This window comes from Corallococcus sp. AB011P (genome assembly GCF_003611605.1).
Lineage (GTDB): Bacteria > Myxococcota > Myxococcia > Myxococcales > Myxococcaceae > Corallococcus > Corallococcus coralloides.
In genome coordinates, this window is record NZ_RAVX01000004.1 from 377,004 (window position 1) to 391,671 (window position 14,668).

Annotated in this window: 11 protein-coding genes; 3 read left to right on the forward strand and 8 right to left on the reverse strand. The window is 69.4% G+C overall.

From position 1 onward, the window contains the following. The first annotated feature begins 10 nt into the window (after positions 1-10). Positions 11-2,458, forward strand: coding sequence for a hypothetical protein (locus tag D7X30_RS14785; RefSeq protein ID WP_147443193.1), 2,448 nt, complete (start codon positions 11-13; stop codon positions 2,456-2,458). Positions 2,459-2,468: 10 nt separating this feature from the next. Here the strand turns inward: D7X30_RS14785 and D7X30_RS14790 are convergent, their stop codons facing one another. The 3 genes from D7X30_RS14790 to D7X30_RS14800 all read right to left on the reverse strand — a co-directional run bounded on the left by D7X30_RS14790 (position 2,469) and on the right by D7X30_RS14800 (position 5,312). After that, a complete protein-coding gene (locus D7X30_RS14790; protein WP_147443194.1) occupies positions 2,469-3,602 on the reverse strand; it encodes a hypothetical protein in 1,134 nt (377 codons plus the stop codon). A 24-nt stretch (positions 3,603-3,626) separates the two neighbouring features. Further along, positions 3,627-4,865, reverse strand: a complete 1,239-nt coding sequence (locus D7X30_RS14795; protein ID WP_233591559.1) for a glycoside hydrolase family 2 TIM barrel-domain containing protein — start codon at positions 4,863-4,865, stop codon at positions 3,627-3,629. 141 nt (positions 4,866-5,006) lie between these two features. Then, on the reverse strand, positions 5,007-5,312 hold the full coding sequence (locus D7X30_RS14800) for a hypothetical protein (protein WP_147443195.1): 306 nt from the start codon (positions 5,310-5,312) through the stop codon (positions 5,007-5,009). Between the two features lie 81 nt (positions 5,313-5,393). On the opposite strand from D7X30_RS14800, the gene D7X30_RS14805 reads away from it, so the two are divergent. Then, complete coding sequence (locus D7X30_RS14805) at positions 5,394-5,711, forward strand: hypothetical protein (protein WP_147443196.1); 318 nt, start codon at positions 5,394-5,396, stop codon at positions 5,709-5,711. Here D7X30_RS14805 and D7X30_RS14810 read toward each other — a convergent pair. Next, on the reverse strand, positions 5,708-6,577 hold the full coding sequence (locus D7X30_RS14810; protein WP_120563557.1) for a hypothetical protein: 870 nt from the start codon (positions 6,575-6,577) through the stop codon (positions 5,708-5,710). The two genes, D7X30_RS14805 and D7X30_RS14810, sit on opposite strands and share 4 nt — an antisense overlap. Before the next feature lie 187 nt (positions 6,578-6,764). Between D7X30_RS14810 and D7X30_RS14815 the strand changes: the two genes are divergently transcribed. Then, positions 6,765-8,363, forward strand: a complete 1,599-nt coding sequence (locus D7X30_RS14815; protein ID WP_233591560.1) for an RluA family pseudouridine synthase — start codon at positions 6,765-6,767, stop codon at positions 8,361-8,363. A 9-nt stretch (positions 8,364-8,372) separates the two neighbouring features. Here D7X30_RS14815 and D7X30_RS14820 read toward each other — a convergent pair whose 3' ends face one another. From D7X30_RS14820 to D7X30_RS43620, 4 genes are all read right to left on the reverse strand, one after another. After that, on the reverse strand, positions 8,373-9,278 hold the full coding sequence (locus tag D7X30_RS14820; RefSeq protein ID WP_120563559.1) for an NADP-dependent oxidoreductase: 906 nt from the start codon (positions 9,276-9,278) through the stop codon (positions 8,373-8,375). 131 nt (positions 9,279-9,409) lie between these two features. Beyond that, the gene (locus D7X30_RS14825; RefSeq protein WP_120563560.1) at positions 9,410-10,516 is read right to left on the reverse strand and encodes an alpha/beta fold hydrolase; all 1,107 of its coding nucleotides are present in this window, start codon (positions 10,514-10,516) and stop codon (positions 9,410-9,412) included. Beyond that, positions 10,506-12,047, reverse strand: a complete 1,542-nt coding sequence (locus D7X30_RS14830) for an FAD-dependent oxidoreductase (RefSeq protein WP_120563561.1) — start codon at positions 12,045-12,047, stop codon at positions 10,506-10,508. The genes D7X30_RS14825 and D7X30_RS14830 overlap by 11 nt, the downstream gene beginning before the upstream one ends. 19 nt (positions 12,048-12,066) lie before the next feature. Further along, positions 12,067-14,427 carry a GMC oxidoreductase gene (locus tag D7X30_RS43620; protein WP_120563562.1) on the reverse strand — a complete coding sequence of 787 codons (2,361 nt, stop codon included), beginning with the start codon at positions 14,425-14,427 and terminating at the stop codon, positions 12,067-12,069. Positions 14,428-14,668: the final 241 nt, after the last annotated feature.

Consider the following 14,668-nt stretch of genomic DNA (forward strand, 5'->3'; position numbering starts at 1 on the left):
GCTAATCATTGTGGCAACGTCATGCGCGGCGGACAGGCAATCCCAGCGGGACACGGTCTGGGCCGCGCACTTCACCAGCGCCGCGGACCGCATCGAGGCCCGGGCCCGCTCGGTGGGCATGGCCCGCCTGCACGACGTGCGCGCGGAGCAGGCGGAGCTGCGCGGCTGGATGGAGACCGTCTCCAAGGAGATGGCGCTCGGCGGCGCAGAGGCCCAGGGGCCCGGACACTACGCGCTCGCGTGTGGGGAACGGGCCCTGGGTCGCGAGACGGAAGCGCTCGCGCAGCTGGATGCGGCCTGGAACGCGGGCTTCCGCGATCCTCGCGTGGCGTGGGTCCGTGCGCAGATCCTGAGCGAGCGCTACCGCGTGCTGCGGATGGAAGCCATCGCCGCTCCCGACGGGGACGAGCGGAAGGCGCGCGAAGAGGACGCGGAGAGCAGGTACCGGGAGCCGGTGCTCACGCTGCTGCGGCAGGCCGCGGGGGCGGAGTTTCCGTCAACGGACTACGGCGCGGCGCTGGTCGCGATGCACGAGGAACGGCTGGACGCGGCGCTGGAGCTCCTGGAGGCCGTGGGCAGGAAACATCCCTGGTTCGTGGAAGCGCGGCTGATGCGCGCGGACGTGCTCCTGCTGCGTGCGGCCTGGCACTGGAGGCAGCAGCGGCGGAAGGAGACGGGCGAGGACATGACAGCCGCGTTCCAGGCGTTCACGGATGCCCGGGCCACCGCGGAGAGCTTCGCCCCGGCCCACCTCGCCATGGGGCGCTACCAGGCCGCTGGGATGAAACTCGTGCGGACCCACTTCGACGGGACCGTGTTCATGCTCTCCAGCGAGGACGACGACAAGCCAGGCCCGGCGCAGACGGGGCTCGCGGCGATGGACGCGGCCACCCAGGTGGATCCCGGCGATGCAGGGTTCGCCTGCGAGAAGGCGCGCTTCCTCACCATGCTCGCGGAGCGCCCGAACTCCTATGGGGCCCTCCTTTCCCTGCGCAGCAGGGCCGTCGAGGCCGCGCAACACACCCTGGCGCTGGATCCGACGAGCGCATGCGGCCGCATGGAGCGGACCCGGGTGATGGTGCAGGAGACCGAGAAGGTCCTGCAGGAGAGCCCCGTGGACTTCTACAAGCTCCAGGAGGCCCTCTCTCTGCTGGACGCCGTTCCTCCGTCTGGACGGGATCTCGCGTATCACCTCCTGCGCGCCCGGCTCCTCCATCTCTGGACGGAGGCCGACCTCCAGGCAGGGAGTTGGAGGGCCGGATCCAAAGGCTGGCAGCACCAGGAGCAGGCCATCGAAGCCTACCGGAGCGTGGTCGCGCTCGAGGAGCGCGTCCCCGCGTATTGGGTCCGGCTGGGAGAGCTCCTCCTGGCCCGGGCTTCCAATCCCACGGCGAAGGATGTCGACGAGGACCTGGAGCAAGCGGGAGTGGCCGTGTCGAATGCTCTGAAAGGGGGCAGCACGAAGGCACCCGAGGTGTGGCTCCTGTGGGCACACCACGACGTGGCCCATGCCTTGCGGAAGCGGGCCCAAGGCGAGACGGCCCCGTGGAGGTTCGAGCAGGCCGCGCAAAACATTCGCAATGCCCTCATCAACGATACCCACAATCCGACCCTGCATCACGAACTGGGGCTCGTCCTCCTGGAGCACGCAAGGGAACTCTGGGAGCACGGAGGCGACCCCACCGCCCTGATTGATCAGGCGGAGGCGGCCCAGGTCCAGGCGGCGAAGCGGGCGCCCTCCCAGTACCTGGGCAAGGTCGGGCAGGCGGCGGTCCATGCTGCGCGGGCGGAGTACGCCTGGTGGCGGGGAGCGGATCCCACCGAGGAGGCGGAGCGGGCGGACGCGTTCTACAGCCAGGCGCGCCCCTTCTTCAGAACCCAGAAGAATCAGCAGTTCGTAGGCCGCATGAAGGTTTCCCACCTCCTGGCGCACCAACTGCTGGAGCAGGGCCAGGATCCCGAGCCCGTGCTCAAGCGGCCGTGGGAGGGCCTCGACATCATGGGCCGGATTGGTCAGGACCCCGTCCTGCGTCATCGCGCCACCGGGGCGATGTCCGGCCTGCGGGCCCGCCATTCGGCCCGCACGGATCCGGAGAAGGCGGAGAAGGAGTTCCTCAGCGCGGAGAAGTCCTACGAGGAGGCCCTCCAGGTGGAGCCCTTGAACCGGGAGATCCGTCTGGAGGAGGGGCACCTGTTCCGTGAGTGGGCGGTGGTGCGAAAGGCCGCGAAGCAGGACCCAGAGCCCCTCCTGGTCAAGGGACTCACGCTGGCGGACGTGTTGCTCAAGGAGCGTCCGAACTGGCCCGAAGCCCTGCTGCTGCGCGCGGCCATCCTGCGCACGAAGGACCCGGCTTCGCCCCAGGCCCGCGAGGACCGGGACGCCGCGCTGAAGGCCAATGCCAACCTCGCGCCCGGGTGGCGGCGGCAGTTCCCGGAGGACGGGCCCAAGGCGCCTTGACCGCGCGAGCTCAGTGAGCCGCTGGCGCGGAAGGAGCGCAGGAGGACTGGTAGTCCTGGAGCTTGCGCTGGAAGCGTTCCCGCTCCGGCGCGGGCCATTGCGCGGGCACCAGCTCCACGGCCTTGCGCTGCTGCGCCAGCGCTTCGGTGCACTGTTTCAGCCCGAAGTGCGCGGCGGCGGCGGTCTCCAGCACGTAGGGGTTGGGGTGCTCGCCCAGCGAAAGCGAAGAGCGGCGGATGGCGGGGCGCAGTGCCATCAGCGCGTCGGTGTGCTGGCCCGCCTGGACGCGCTGCCAGGCCATCTCCGTGGCGATCCACCAGTATTCGGGCGCCAGCGCGTACGCCCGGGCCAGCACCCGGGGATAATGCGGATGATCCGGTGCATGGATGGCGAGTTGCGCGGCCAGGTTGGTCCAGGCCGATGTGCTCGTGGGAGACCACCCCACCCGCTTCCGGGCCCACTCCAGCTTCAACTCCGTGGACAGGTCCGGACTCCGGTTGCTGCCGTAAACGGGAAGGAAGTTGACGGTGTACGGGCGGCTCATCGGATGTCCCGCCAGCATCCATGGTTTGTACCGGTCCATGGAGAGCTGCGCGATGAGGTGCTCTGCTTCATGCTCCGGCCCATTCTCGATGACCTGACAGTCGCGCAGGCGGCCATCCACATCCAGCCGGCAGCCGAGGATGATCAGCGCGTACTCGGCATGGGTGAACCGCGGCTCCCTCTTCATGGGGCGTACCGCCGCTGCCTCGAGGATGACCGCGGGCTGCACCTGCTCCTTCAAGAACACGCACGCCTGCTCATGGTCAGCGTCGCAGGCGGCTCGCAGCTCCCCGAAGGCGCGGCGGAGTTCCTCGTCGGAGGGATTTCCTTTCAGGACCTGGACGGCCTCTTCGAAGACACGGGGCGCCTGGTCAGGCTCCAGCTCCACGGAAGGGGCCCTCAAGGAAGCGAGCGCGTCGGTGGTGACAAACCCGAAGTTCGTGCCCTGGGCGATGCGGCGCTCATAGGAACTCGGGTCGTCCAGGTAGGCATCCATGGCCAGCGACAGATGACCGTGACTCGCCGTGGATGGGGGAAGACCGTAGTGGCCACAACCCGTTGAAAGGCACAGCAGGAAGAGGAACAGCAGACGCCAGGACATGGCGGCGCACTGTAGCGCAGGGCATCAGGGAGTCGCTGGAGCCGGTACGGACGTCGTGGCCGCGACCAGGTTCCCCGCGCCGTCCTTCGCCAGGCCGTACAGCTTGATGGCGCCCGTCACGACTGGCAGGCGCACCCGCCACGTACCGGGAGTGGTCCCCTTCCGGGACTTCAGCACCGTCACGCGGTCGCGCTCCGCTCGCGTCGGCGCGCCCCGGCAGTTGTAGGCGAAGGAGACCTCCAGCGGCGTGGCGGACGTGACGTCGAAGGCCACGGTCGCCCAGTCCTTCTCCAAGCCCCGGACCTCCAGGCGCACCGGCACGGGCAGAGCGGGCACTGGCTTCACACCCGTGTACGCCTCCCGCACCGCGTGCCACGCCGGCCGCGTGGAAGTGCCGGACAACATCCCCAGCCACAGCCCGGTGTGGTCCAGCGCCGCGCTGTAGTTGAAGACGAACAATCCCAGACACCGGCCCGCCTGGACGTGCGGAGCCAGCGCGTTGCGCCAGCCGTCCACGATGACGTCGTACTTCTCGCCGTCACCCGGCTCCTGGGGCACGCCGCGAGCGTCCTTGGGGGCCTCCCATTCGCCCTGGGCGCCGAACTCCGTGATGAACCAGGGCTTGCGGCCACCGGCCTGCTTCACCGCGTCCGCCAGCGCATGGATGCCCCGGCCGTAGACATTCAAGCCATACGCATCCAGCGAGGGGACGTACTTCTCCCAGAACGGGATGCCCAGCGTCCAAGCATCCACGGACAGCACCGGGTGCGCGGGGTCCGTCTTCTTCACCGCGCGGACGACCTTCTCCAGGAAGCGCGCGTAGGCGACCTTGGACGGCTCATTCGGCGAATTGAGGATGACTTCGTTGCCCACGCCCCAAGCGAGCACCGCCGGGTGGTCCTTGAAGCGGCGCACCTGCGCGACCGTGGCCTGGAGCTGCGCCTCACAGCCCTTGGCGTCGCGCACGTAGTCAAAGGCGTCGTCATTCTCCATGCCCGGACGGCCGGGCCGCAGCCACAGTCCGACGAGCACTCGCAGGCCATGCTTCTGCGCGGCATCGAGCAGCGCGGGCGTTTCATCACCCGTGCCCCAGGTGCGCAGCGTGTTGACGCCCAGGGCCTTGAGTTGCTCGCAATCCTTGTCGAAGTTCGCGGGCCCTCCCGTGCCATTGAAAGTGACGCCTTTCGCCACGTAGGGCTGGCCGTCCACCTCCAGCTTCCAGCCCTCCCCTGCCTTCAGGATGGCGGTGCGAGCCCACAGCACGAAGAGCGATCACGACATTGATAAGCCCCAGCTTCATCCCCCGCATCTCATCCAACGCCTGTTCCACTGTCAGGCCTCGACTACGGAGGTCTCGCAGAATCTCAACAGCCCTTTCCGACATTTTCACATCAGCTGATCCACTCATCGAACTCGGAAAATCTTGTGCCCCTTCTGAGGCGTCATGTCGAGCACGTCTAAACCCGAAACCTTCTCTAGAAAAGCGAGGGCGGCTTCCAACGTCTCGAATCTCTCCATCAACTCAAGAGCATTCTCCTCAACAGCCATCAGCGCCTCAGGAATCTCAAAGTAATAGGCAACAAAAACATCCCCTGAGCGCTGAATCCCCATGCTTTGGCAGATCGATTCTCCCTCGCGAGCCCGGTATCCACTCTTCCCCACTTGTCGCCCTGCGGAGATCCACTCACGCAACCGCACAGGGATGTCCATCACTTCGCCTCCATTTCACGCGGGGTTCGTTCGAACATGGCCCATCCGGGATGGGCTGTGACGCATTCAGGAGCTCGTACCGTGAAGCCCGAGGGAAACGGATGGAGCGATGACTTCGGCGGGTCCTGCCCGATGCAGGGCGACGGCGAGGTGGATGGACTTCCGTTCTACTTCCGTGCGCGCTGGGACTCGTGGGAGCTGGACATCGCGCAACCAGGCTGCGACCCGCTCGACGTCGACGAGGCTGCGATGGCTCGTGGAGAGGGCTGGCGCCACGAAGAGGTCTGGCCGGGCGGGCCTTACGACGCGGGCTACCTGGAACTGGATGACGTCCAGCGATGCATGGACCGCGCTGCCGCCCTCTTCCGCGCCAGCCGACCCGCGCGCCCAGCGCCCTAGCACTTGTCATAGACCCCCGGGGCACCGGGTGACTTGCCGCGGTAGCACATGCGCACCTCGTTCTCGGCGTCCCTGCAACTGGACTCATAGACGCTCTCACCCGAGGGCATGTCGACGAAACTGCCGCAGTCCCGGCTGGACTCCTTGACCTGGAGGAAGCGTGGGAAGGCGTCTCCCACCGGGGTGACCTTCACCTCGGTCGCGCCATGGACGAAGCCCATGTGGCTTCCTGACTCGATGGTGAAGATGGAGCGCAGCGTGCCCTCCTGCGCCTCCCAGTACGACAGCGTCTGGTATTCGTTGCGCGAGTCCGCGTCGGACTTCTCGACCCGGACGACCTGCCGCACCGGGTCGGTGAGGTTCTCGAAGGAGAACACTGCGCGATAGGCCTGGCTCTCCACCACGCCCGGAAGGAAGTCCATCGGGATGGCGCAGAAGGTGTTCTTGCCGCCGAGCGGATGAAGCACCACCCCATCCAACAGCTTCAGCCCATCACACGCCTGTCCCCGTGCCTGGAGGACGAAGTCCTGCGCGTCCGCCAACAGGATGCGTGCCCGGAAGACGTCGAGCTGCGCGGACACCTGTCCCTCCTCCTTCAGGCACTCGTGCTGCTCCCACGCGGAGTCCAAGCCCAGCGGGTGGAGGAGCTTGCGCAATCCGGTGGTCGTCTTCGCAGCGCGCACCTGCTTCTTCAATTCCTGGGGATCCACCACGACGCGGAGCGCCGGTGGACATGCGTCCTGGCTGCCCTTGCTGGGGGGCGTGGAGGACGGGGGCTCCTCGGCGGCCGCCGGAGCTGTCGCGAGGACCGTCAGGAGCACGGCGGACCAGAGGAGATACGTCGCGGATGAAAGGTGCATGGGCATGAATGGAAGCGCGATCCTGACATGCACTTGCAATGGCAGCCAGCCTGCCCGCCAGGCGCTCAGGACCGGTGGGGCCTGCGTACGAGTTTCGTGCTACTCCGGCGCAGTGGACCCGCTTTTCACCCTCCTCGAACCGGCACCCCGAGCGGATGAAGTGCCAGGAGCGTTCCCGAGCCCCTTCGACGCCGTGGGTCCGCACGCACTCGCGCGCCGGGCCGCGGAGGCGCTGCAGGCCACGCTCCGCGAGGGTTTCATCGCGCCCGGGCTCCCGAGTTCCATCCTTCAGGGGCCTGACGGCGGGAAGATGTTCGGCGTGCTCGTGGTGCGGCAGCCGGATGGAACGCTCGGCGTACTGCGAGCCTTCTCCGCGATGCTCGCGGGACGCTGGGACGTACCGGGCTTCGTGCCCCCCGTGTTCGACCGCGAAGCACGCGCCCGCGTGGAGCCAGTGGCCGACGCCACGGTGAAGGCCCTGCTCGCGCGCGCCGAAGCATGGAGCACCTCCGAGGAGCTGCGTCGCCTGCGCGAGGACGATGACGCCCGCCAGTCGCGCGAGGCCACGGAGCGCGAGGCCATGCGCCTGCGCCACGACGCCCGGCGCCGCCAGCGCCATGAGCGACGAGCAGACATTCTCGCCATGTCCGCGATCACGGAGACCGAACGCACCCAGGCACTGCACGCGCTCGACCAGGAGAGCAGGGGTGACAAGGCGGAGAAGCGCAGGTGGGACGCGGCCCAGGAAGAAGCCCGGCGCTTGCTCGCCCCTGCCCGAGCGAAAGCGGAACGTCGCGTGCGCGCGCTGGACCGCCTGCGCCGCATCGTCTCTCGCGGTTTCATGAAGCAGTTCCACGACACCTACGCCATCACCAACGCCCGAGGCGAATCCCGCCCCCTGCGCTCGCTCTACGGCGGCGCGGAGCCTCCGTCCGGTGCCGGTGACTGCGCGGGCGCGAAGCTGCTCGCCCATGCCTTCGCGCACGGACTCCAGCCGGTGGCGCTCGCGGAGTTCTGGTGGGGCACGCCGCCCGCGTCCGGGGGCCGCATCCAGGGCGCCTTCTATCCAGCGTGCCGAGACAAGTGCGGCCCCCTGCTCCCATTCATGCTGGAGGGCCTGGAGGTCTCCGCGCCCCGCGTCTTCGTCCCGCCGCCCGCGCCCACGCCGGACCTGTCCATCGTCTTCGAGGACGCGTGGCTCGTCGTCATCGACAAACCCTGTGGCCTGCTGTCCGTGCCGGGCCGGGATGCCTCACTGCTGGACTCGGTGCTCACCCGCCTGCGCGCGCGATACCCCAACGCCACGGGACCGCTGCTCGCGCACCGGTTGGACCTGGACACGTCCGGGTTGCTCGTCGCCGCGCTGGACAGCCGCACGCACACGTCCCTTCAACGCCAGTTCCTCCACCGCGACGTGGCCAAGCGCTACGTGGCGCTCATCGACGGTCCCGTGCACGGCGACGCGGGCACCATCACCCTGCCCCTCCGCGTGGACCTGGACGACCGACCCCGGCAAATGGTCGACCCCATCCACGGCAAGCCCGCGGTCACCGACTGGGAGGTCCTCCACCGCGCGGCGAGCCACACGCGCGTGGCCTTCCATCCACGCACGGGCCGCACGCACCAACTCCGCGTCCACGCAGCGCATCCGCAAGGCCTGGGCGCGCCCATCGTGGGAGACCCGCTGTACGGACACGCGGGCCTGCGCCTGCACCTGCACGCCGAAACGCTGTCCTTCGTGCATCCGGCGACGGGGCAGCGCGTGTCCTTCACCCGCGCCGCCCCGTTCTGAACGCTCGCGTCAGTTGACGAGCAGCACCTTGCCCACGCCGCCCTGCTCCGCGACCTTCTGGGCCTCGCGCGCGTCGTCCAGCTTGAACGTCCGGCTGATGGGAATCACCAGCTCGCCCTTCGCCGCGCTCTGGGCAATCTGCTCGAGCCGGTGCGCATCCGGATGGGCCATGAAGCTGCGCACGACGAGGCCCTTCTCCTTCGCGCCCTTCGGTTCCCCCACCACGGTGCCCACGGTGCCGCCGTGCTTCACCTTGCCGAGCACCGCCGCCACGGCCTCACCACCCACCGTGTCCGCCACCGCGTCCAGCGTGGGCAGCTTCGCGACGTCCTTCGGATCATCCAGCGCGACGACGCCGTCCACGCCCAGCTTCCGGGCCTCCTCCACCTGCTTCTTCCGCACGCCCGCCCAGATGCGCGCGCCCCGCGCCCGCGCCGCGAAGACGGCCGAGCGCCCCACCGCGCCCAGCGCGCCCGTGACGAGCACCGTCTCCCCCTGCGAGGGCCGCACGTGCTCCTCGATGAGCTGCGTGCCCGTCAGCGCCACCAGCGGCAGCGCGGCGGCGTCCCGCAGGTCCAGGGTGTCGGGCACCTTCGCCCAGGCCTCCGTGGGCGCGACCACCGTCTCCGCGTAGCCGGCGTTCACCAGGCCCATCACGCGGTCGCCCGGCTCGAAGGACTCCACGCCCGTGCCGACCTCCACGACCTCACCGGCCACGTCGCGCCCGAGGATGGTGGGGAACTTCAGGTCCATCCGCCCCTTCATGTCCCCGCGGCGGATCTTCCAGTCCACCGGGTTGATGCTCGCGGCGGTGACGCGGACCTTCACCTCGCCCGGCCCCACCTTCGGCTCGGGCATCTCCTGCACCGCGAGCACATCCACGTCCCCATAGCCTTTGAGCACGACCGCTTTCATCCGGGCCTCCACTAAAGCCGAGCGAGAGAAGAGACTTCCAACGTCGGCCCAACGGTAAGCACCCGCGAAGGGGCCGCCATCGTCGGCGACCGGTCGCCCCGCCTCCTGCTCCCCTGGACGGTGGCGGCCTGTCAGCGGGGCTGGAACTCCAGCGCCTCGCGCAGCACCGGATACGTGTCCTCCGCGGCGGTGCTGCCCATGAAGGTGTCCAGGTGTCCGTAACCCGGCAGCATGCGGCGCTGGTACCAGCGCGCGCCGTTCGCCTCGCGCAGCCACTGGAAGGTGCGCTCCGTGGACGACGGCAGGTACGTGCGATTCTGCTCGCTGGAGACGAACGTGATGGGCCGCTGGAAGGGCTCCGGATCCAGGTAGTCCGGCGGCCGGGCCTGCCCGTAGCGCCGCAGGTTCTCCGCGCGGCCGTAGTCGAACTTCACCGCGTGACCGCCGCGCGACATCTGCCCCAGGTGCCGGAACGTCAGCAGGTTGCACCTGCCGAACTGCTCCTCCAGCCGCGCGTGTGTCTCCGGGTTGAGGCGCGCGTGCCGGTACAGCCGGCCGTACATGAACGACAGCCGGTGGCACACCGGACTGTCACACTCCATCCGCAGGAAGCTGGACACCTTCGTGAAGGCCGCCTGGAACAGTGGCGTGCGGGACGCGTCATCCGGCGTGAGCGAATCCAGCCCCGCGTCCAGCAGCTCCGGCACCCGCAGGAGCGCCTTGAAGCGCGTGGAGGCCGGCGTGTGGTGGTGCAGCGCCACCTGCGACGCCACCACGGTGCGCACGTCCGGCAGGTGGCCCGCGGCCATGGACATGAAGAACGCCGCGGACCCCGCGCAGTGCACCACCGCCTGCAGCGACTCCGCGCCGGTGATTTCGCGGATGCGCCGCACCGCCGCCGGCATGTCGTGGTCCGCCGCGTCGTCCAGCGTGAACTGGCGCAGGGGCAGCTGCACGCTGGCGCGCCAGTCCAGGAGCCACGTGTCGTAGCCGTGGCGCACCAGGTACTGGACGAAGTTCTCCTTCAGCGTGGGCAGCATGAACATGCCGCTCCACACGCCCGCGCCGTGCACCAGCAGCACCGGCCCCTTCGTGCCCCCCACGTAGCGGGTGAGCTTGAGGGGCACGCCGTCGCCCGCGAGGAAGTCGTACCGCTCCGCCATGGGCAGGCCCTGGAGCGTCACATCCTGGGACCGCGTCCGGAACACCGCCGCGCTGCTTCGATAATCAAAAGCCATGGGCCACCGCCTCCGCGATGCGCTCGGCCACCGCGCTGATGGTCATCACCGGATGGAAACCGATGGACGTGGGGATGACGGAGCCGTCCGCCACGTACAGTCCGGGGTAGTTGAACACTTCGCCCTCCGTCGACACGACGCCTCGGGCCGGCGACTCCGCCAGGTGCGCCCCGCCCAGCGAGTGCACCGTGAACGGCCGGCGGAACAGCTCCCACGTGACGAGCGGCGCGAACGTCCCGCCGTACTGCGACGCCAGCTCCTGCATCGCGGAAGTCATGCGGTTCACCAGCGCCACGTTCTCGTTCGCGTAGTCCCACTCGATGTCCAGCCGGTCGCCCTTGAGCACCATGTGCCCATTGGCATTGTCCTGGCCAATGGCGAACAGGTTGCTCGTGCGCGCCGGATCCACGCCGGTGCCCAGCGGCTTGTTGAACAGCCCCTTGGCGAACGCGCCGTGCAGCAGCGGCCACAGCTTGGGCCACAGCGGGGCCCCCACGCCGCCCAGCAGCCCCAGCTGCGGCTGCCCCATCCCCGCGAGCACCGCCGTCGCCGGCCGGTTGAACGTGGCCGTCACCATGGTGAAGCGCGGCGCGGCGTCGAAGAAGCGCATCACCGTGGCCACGTCCGGCCCCTCCCACGGGAGGATCTCCTCGCGGCTGCCGTGCATCGAGCCCAGGAAGTCGCCGTTGCCGGAGTAGCCCCTGCCCAGCCAATCACTCACCAGCGGCAGCGTGCGGGTCCGGTCGCGGCTGCGCAGCAAGATCTCCACCGTGCCCAGCGCCCCGGCGGACAGCACCACGCGGCTGCCCTCCACGGACGTCTTCTCTCCAGTGGCCAGGTCCTTGAAGTGCACCCGGTAGCCGCCCGCCACGCGCTGCACGTGGGACACGGACAGGCCCGGCCACACCGTGGCGCCCAGCTTCTCCGCTCGCGCCAGGTAGGTGAGGTCCAGGGTGTTCTTCGCGCCGTACTGGCAGCCGAACTCGCACTCCGCGCAGCGCTGGCACGCCTTGCGGCCCGGAGCGGAGGGCTCCGTCCAGGACACGGCTTCGTCCGGGTCGAACGTCTGGCGGCCCATGCGCCGCGCGGCCTGCTGGAACAGGTCGCGCTTCTTCAGCGGGATGGACGCGGGGAACGGGCTTACGTCCAGCTCGCTCGCCACCTTGTCGTAATACGGATCCAACGCCTCGCGGCTGAAGCCCCGGGGCCAGCGCGGATGGTCGAAGACGACGGGGTCCGGCCGCACGTGGACGTTGGCGTAGACGAGCGACCCGCCGCCCACGCCGCTCGCCGTCACCGTGCCGATGCCGGACAGGAAGCGCACGTCGTAGAGCCCGCGCGCCTCCGGGCGGATGGGATGGCGCCAGAGCAGCTCGTCCGCGCGCGTGACGTCCCGGGGGAACTGGCCCGGGTTGTACCGGCGGCCCCGCTCCAGCACCGCCACGGATTTGCCCGCCTGCGCCAGCCGGAGCGCGGTGATGGAACCACCGAACCCGGAGCCCACCACCACCACGTCGTACTTCTTCGCCATGCCCACGATGTGTTCCCCCCTAGTCGAACTTCGCGCGGGCGAAGACGTCCCAGAGCGTGCCCATGAACATCCCGCCGAAGCGCCGCATCGCGTCCGCCTGCTTCAGCGGCGAGGACGTGCCCAGCACGGAGAACGTGGTGAGCTGCTGGAGGAAGTCCGGCAGGTGCAGGCGGATGATGCCGGTGGCGACGATGGGGCCGGTGCGCTCGTGCCCCTTGCGCAGCACGGTGTAGAGCGTGGACGTGTCGCTCCACACGTCGAAGCCCGCGTCGTCGTTGACCTCCTTGTAGCCATCCAGGAGATACGGCTGGCCGTCCACGCCGGTGAAGGGCATCAGGTACAGCATGCGCCGCTCGTAGAAGCGCTCCGTGCCCACGAAGAGGTTGAAGACGCCGTTCTCCACCGGCGCGCCCCCGGGCGGCGTGAAGCCGCGCACGTGCAGCGTGCCCTGCACGATGCCGCCGTGGGACTCCTCCGCGAGGAAGCGGTCCAGGTTGGGCAGCGTGATGGTGACGACGAACTCCGCCGTCTGCCCCGCGCGCTGGCCCGCGCGCGCCGCCCCGGCGAAGTCCTCCGGCGACGGGTGGTTCGGCTGGAGGAAGCCCTTCATCCGCTCCGTGAAGCGCAGGCCCACCACCGGCGTGGGGGACACCACCGTGCCGCCGACAGGAATCACCACGTCGCCCAGCGGATCCGTTCCCGGCACCACCGGCGGGGCCACCGCCTCCACCTCCGGCATCATCCGCAGGCTGACGCGAGGCGGGTACGCGGGCGCGGCCTTCATGGGCGCGCGCTCCGGCGCCACCCAGCCCGGCGCGTCCTTCGCCTCGCGGATGGCCCGCTCCACGTTGAGCTCCGCCACCGCGGCGATGGTCGAGGACGGGTTGACGCCGACGCCCACCGGCAGCGCCGCGCCGTCCATGACGTACAGGCCGGGATAGCCGTGCACCTGGCCGTCGGGCTTGAGGACGCCGTACGCGGGCTCCTCCGCCATCGCGCAGCCACCCAGGTTGTGCACGGACACCGGCAGGTGCAGCCGCTCCCACAGCGGGTTGTAGGCGGCGCGCGTGCCCAGCGCGCGGGCCACGTCCTCGCAGAGCTGCTCCTGCGTGCGGTACAGCGGCAGGTTCGCGGGCACGTCCCACTGCACCTGGAGCTCGCGGGTGATGGGGGACAGCGTCAGCCGGCCGTTGGACTTGTCCCGGCCCATGGCCAGGAACACGGCCTGGAAGCGGCCGCGCTCGTTCTCGATGGCGGCCATCTCCTTGGAGCGCGTGCGCAGCACCTTCACCAGCTCGCGCTGGAGCAGGTCCGCCGGGAGCGACATGGCGCGGTCGGGGTCCATGGCCACCATCAGCCCCGCGGCCTGCACCGGGTGCCCGCCCTCCTGGAAGAGGAACCAGGTCTTGTCCTTGCCCTGGCCTTCATCCACCACCATGCCGGTGGTGATGGTGGGGCCCACCGCCGGATCCCACGGCTCCTTCGTGTCGAAGGCGAAGGCGAGGAAGTCCCCGTTGGCGGAATAGCGCGTGCCCAGCCGAGCGCTCAGGTCCGGCAGCGTGCCGAGCACGTCGCGGTTGCGCAGCAGCAGCTCCGTGGAGTTCACCGCGCCCGCGCACAGGAAGACGCGGCGGGCGTCCACGGTGCGCTGCATGCCGGCGCTCGCGTGGTCGGTGAAGGTGACGCGATAGCCCGGCGACAGGGGCTCGATGCGGGTGACCTCCGCCTGCGTGGTGACCTCCGCGCCCCGCTGTTCGGCGACGGCCAGGTAGTTCAGGTCCAGGGTGTTCTTCGCGCGGCGGTTGCAGCCGATGTCGCACTCGCCGCAGTAGTTGCAGCCCTCCTGGAGCACGCCGAACTTGTTGGGCAGGGGCTCGCCCGCGGGGGCGAAGCGCACGGCGAGGTTCGGGTAGAAGAACTGCGCCTCGCGGCCCAGCTTCTTCGCCACCTCCTGCATCCGCTTCGTCTTGGGCGGCAGGCCGCGCGCGGAGGCGGTGATGGGCTGCACGTCCATCATGTGCGCGACCAGGTCGTAGTACGGATCCAACGACTCCCGGCTGAAGCCCTCCGGCCACCCGGACGCGAACACGTCCGGCGGCGGGCGCAGGTGCACGTTGGCGTAGATGAGCGAGCCGCCGCCGTACCCCGCGGCCTGCACCACGCTCATCCCCTTGAGGAGCTTGATGTCGAAGAGCCCCTGCCGGTGCTGCCACAGCCAGCCGTTGCGAGGGTCCTCGAAGTCGCGAGGGAAGCTGCCCTTCGGGTAGCGCAGGCCGCGCTCGAGCACGCGCACGGACAAACCCGCCTGCGCGAGCCGACAGGCCGCCACCGCCCCGCCAAACCCGGTGCCGATGACCAGGGCGTCGTATGCCGGTGCCATGTTCCCCCTCGGGTGCGGTCCCTGGGGAGCAGGGATCCGGAAGCGCGACCCGGGAACGTCCAGGTGAGGACGGACCTGATTCTACAACGGGTCACCCCCGTTTCCTTGAGGCCGGGCCCCCTCCACGGATCAGCATTTTTCGCTCTGGAGAACTGGATTCTCTGATCAGCGAGGATAGGTCGGCGGGCGAGCGGGCAGATGGCTCGCTTGGACGCGCGACGTCATGGCGATGGCCCGATAC

Coding starts and splice junctions, on each gene's coding strand:
- D7X30_RS14820 (WP_120563559.1), bottom strand. CDS start 9,278: ATGAAAGCGGTCGTGCTCAAAGGCTATGGGGACGTGGATGTGCTCGCG.
- D7X30_RS14825 (WP_120563560.1), bottom strand. CDS start 10,516: ATGGCTTTTGATTATCGAAGCAGCGCGGCGGTGTTCCGGACGCGGTCC.
- D7X30_RS43620 (WP_120563562.1), bottom strand. CDS start 14,427: ATGGCACCGGCATACGACGCCCTGGTCATCGGCACCGGGTTTGGCGGG.
- D7X30_RS14830 (WP_120563561.1), bottom strand. CDS start 12,047: ATGGCGAAGAAGTACGACGTGGTGGTGGTGGGCTCCGGGTTCGGTGGT.
- D7X30_RS14800 (WP_147443195.1), bottom strand. CDS start 5,312: ATGGACATCCCTGTGCGGTTGCGTGAGTGGATCTCCGCAGGGCGACAA.
- D7X30_RS14790 (WP_147443194.1), bottom strand. CDS start 3,602: ATGTCCTGGCGTCTGCTGTTCCTCTTCCTGCTGTGCCTTTCAACGGGT.
- D7X30_RS14810 (WP_120563557.1), bottom strand. CDS start 6,577: ATGCCCATGCACCTTTCATCCGCGACGTATCTCCTCTGGTCCGCCGTG.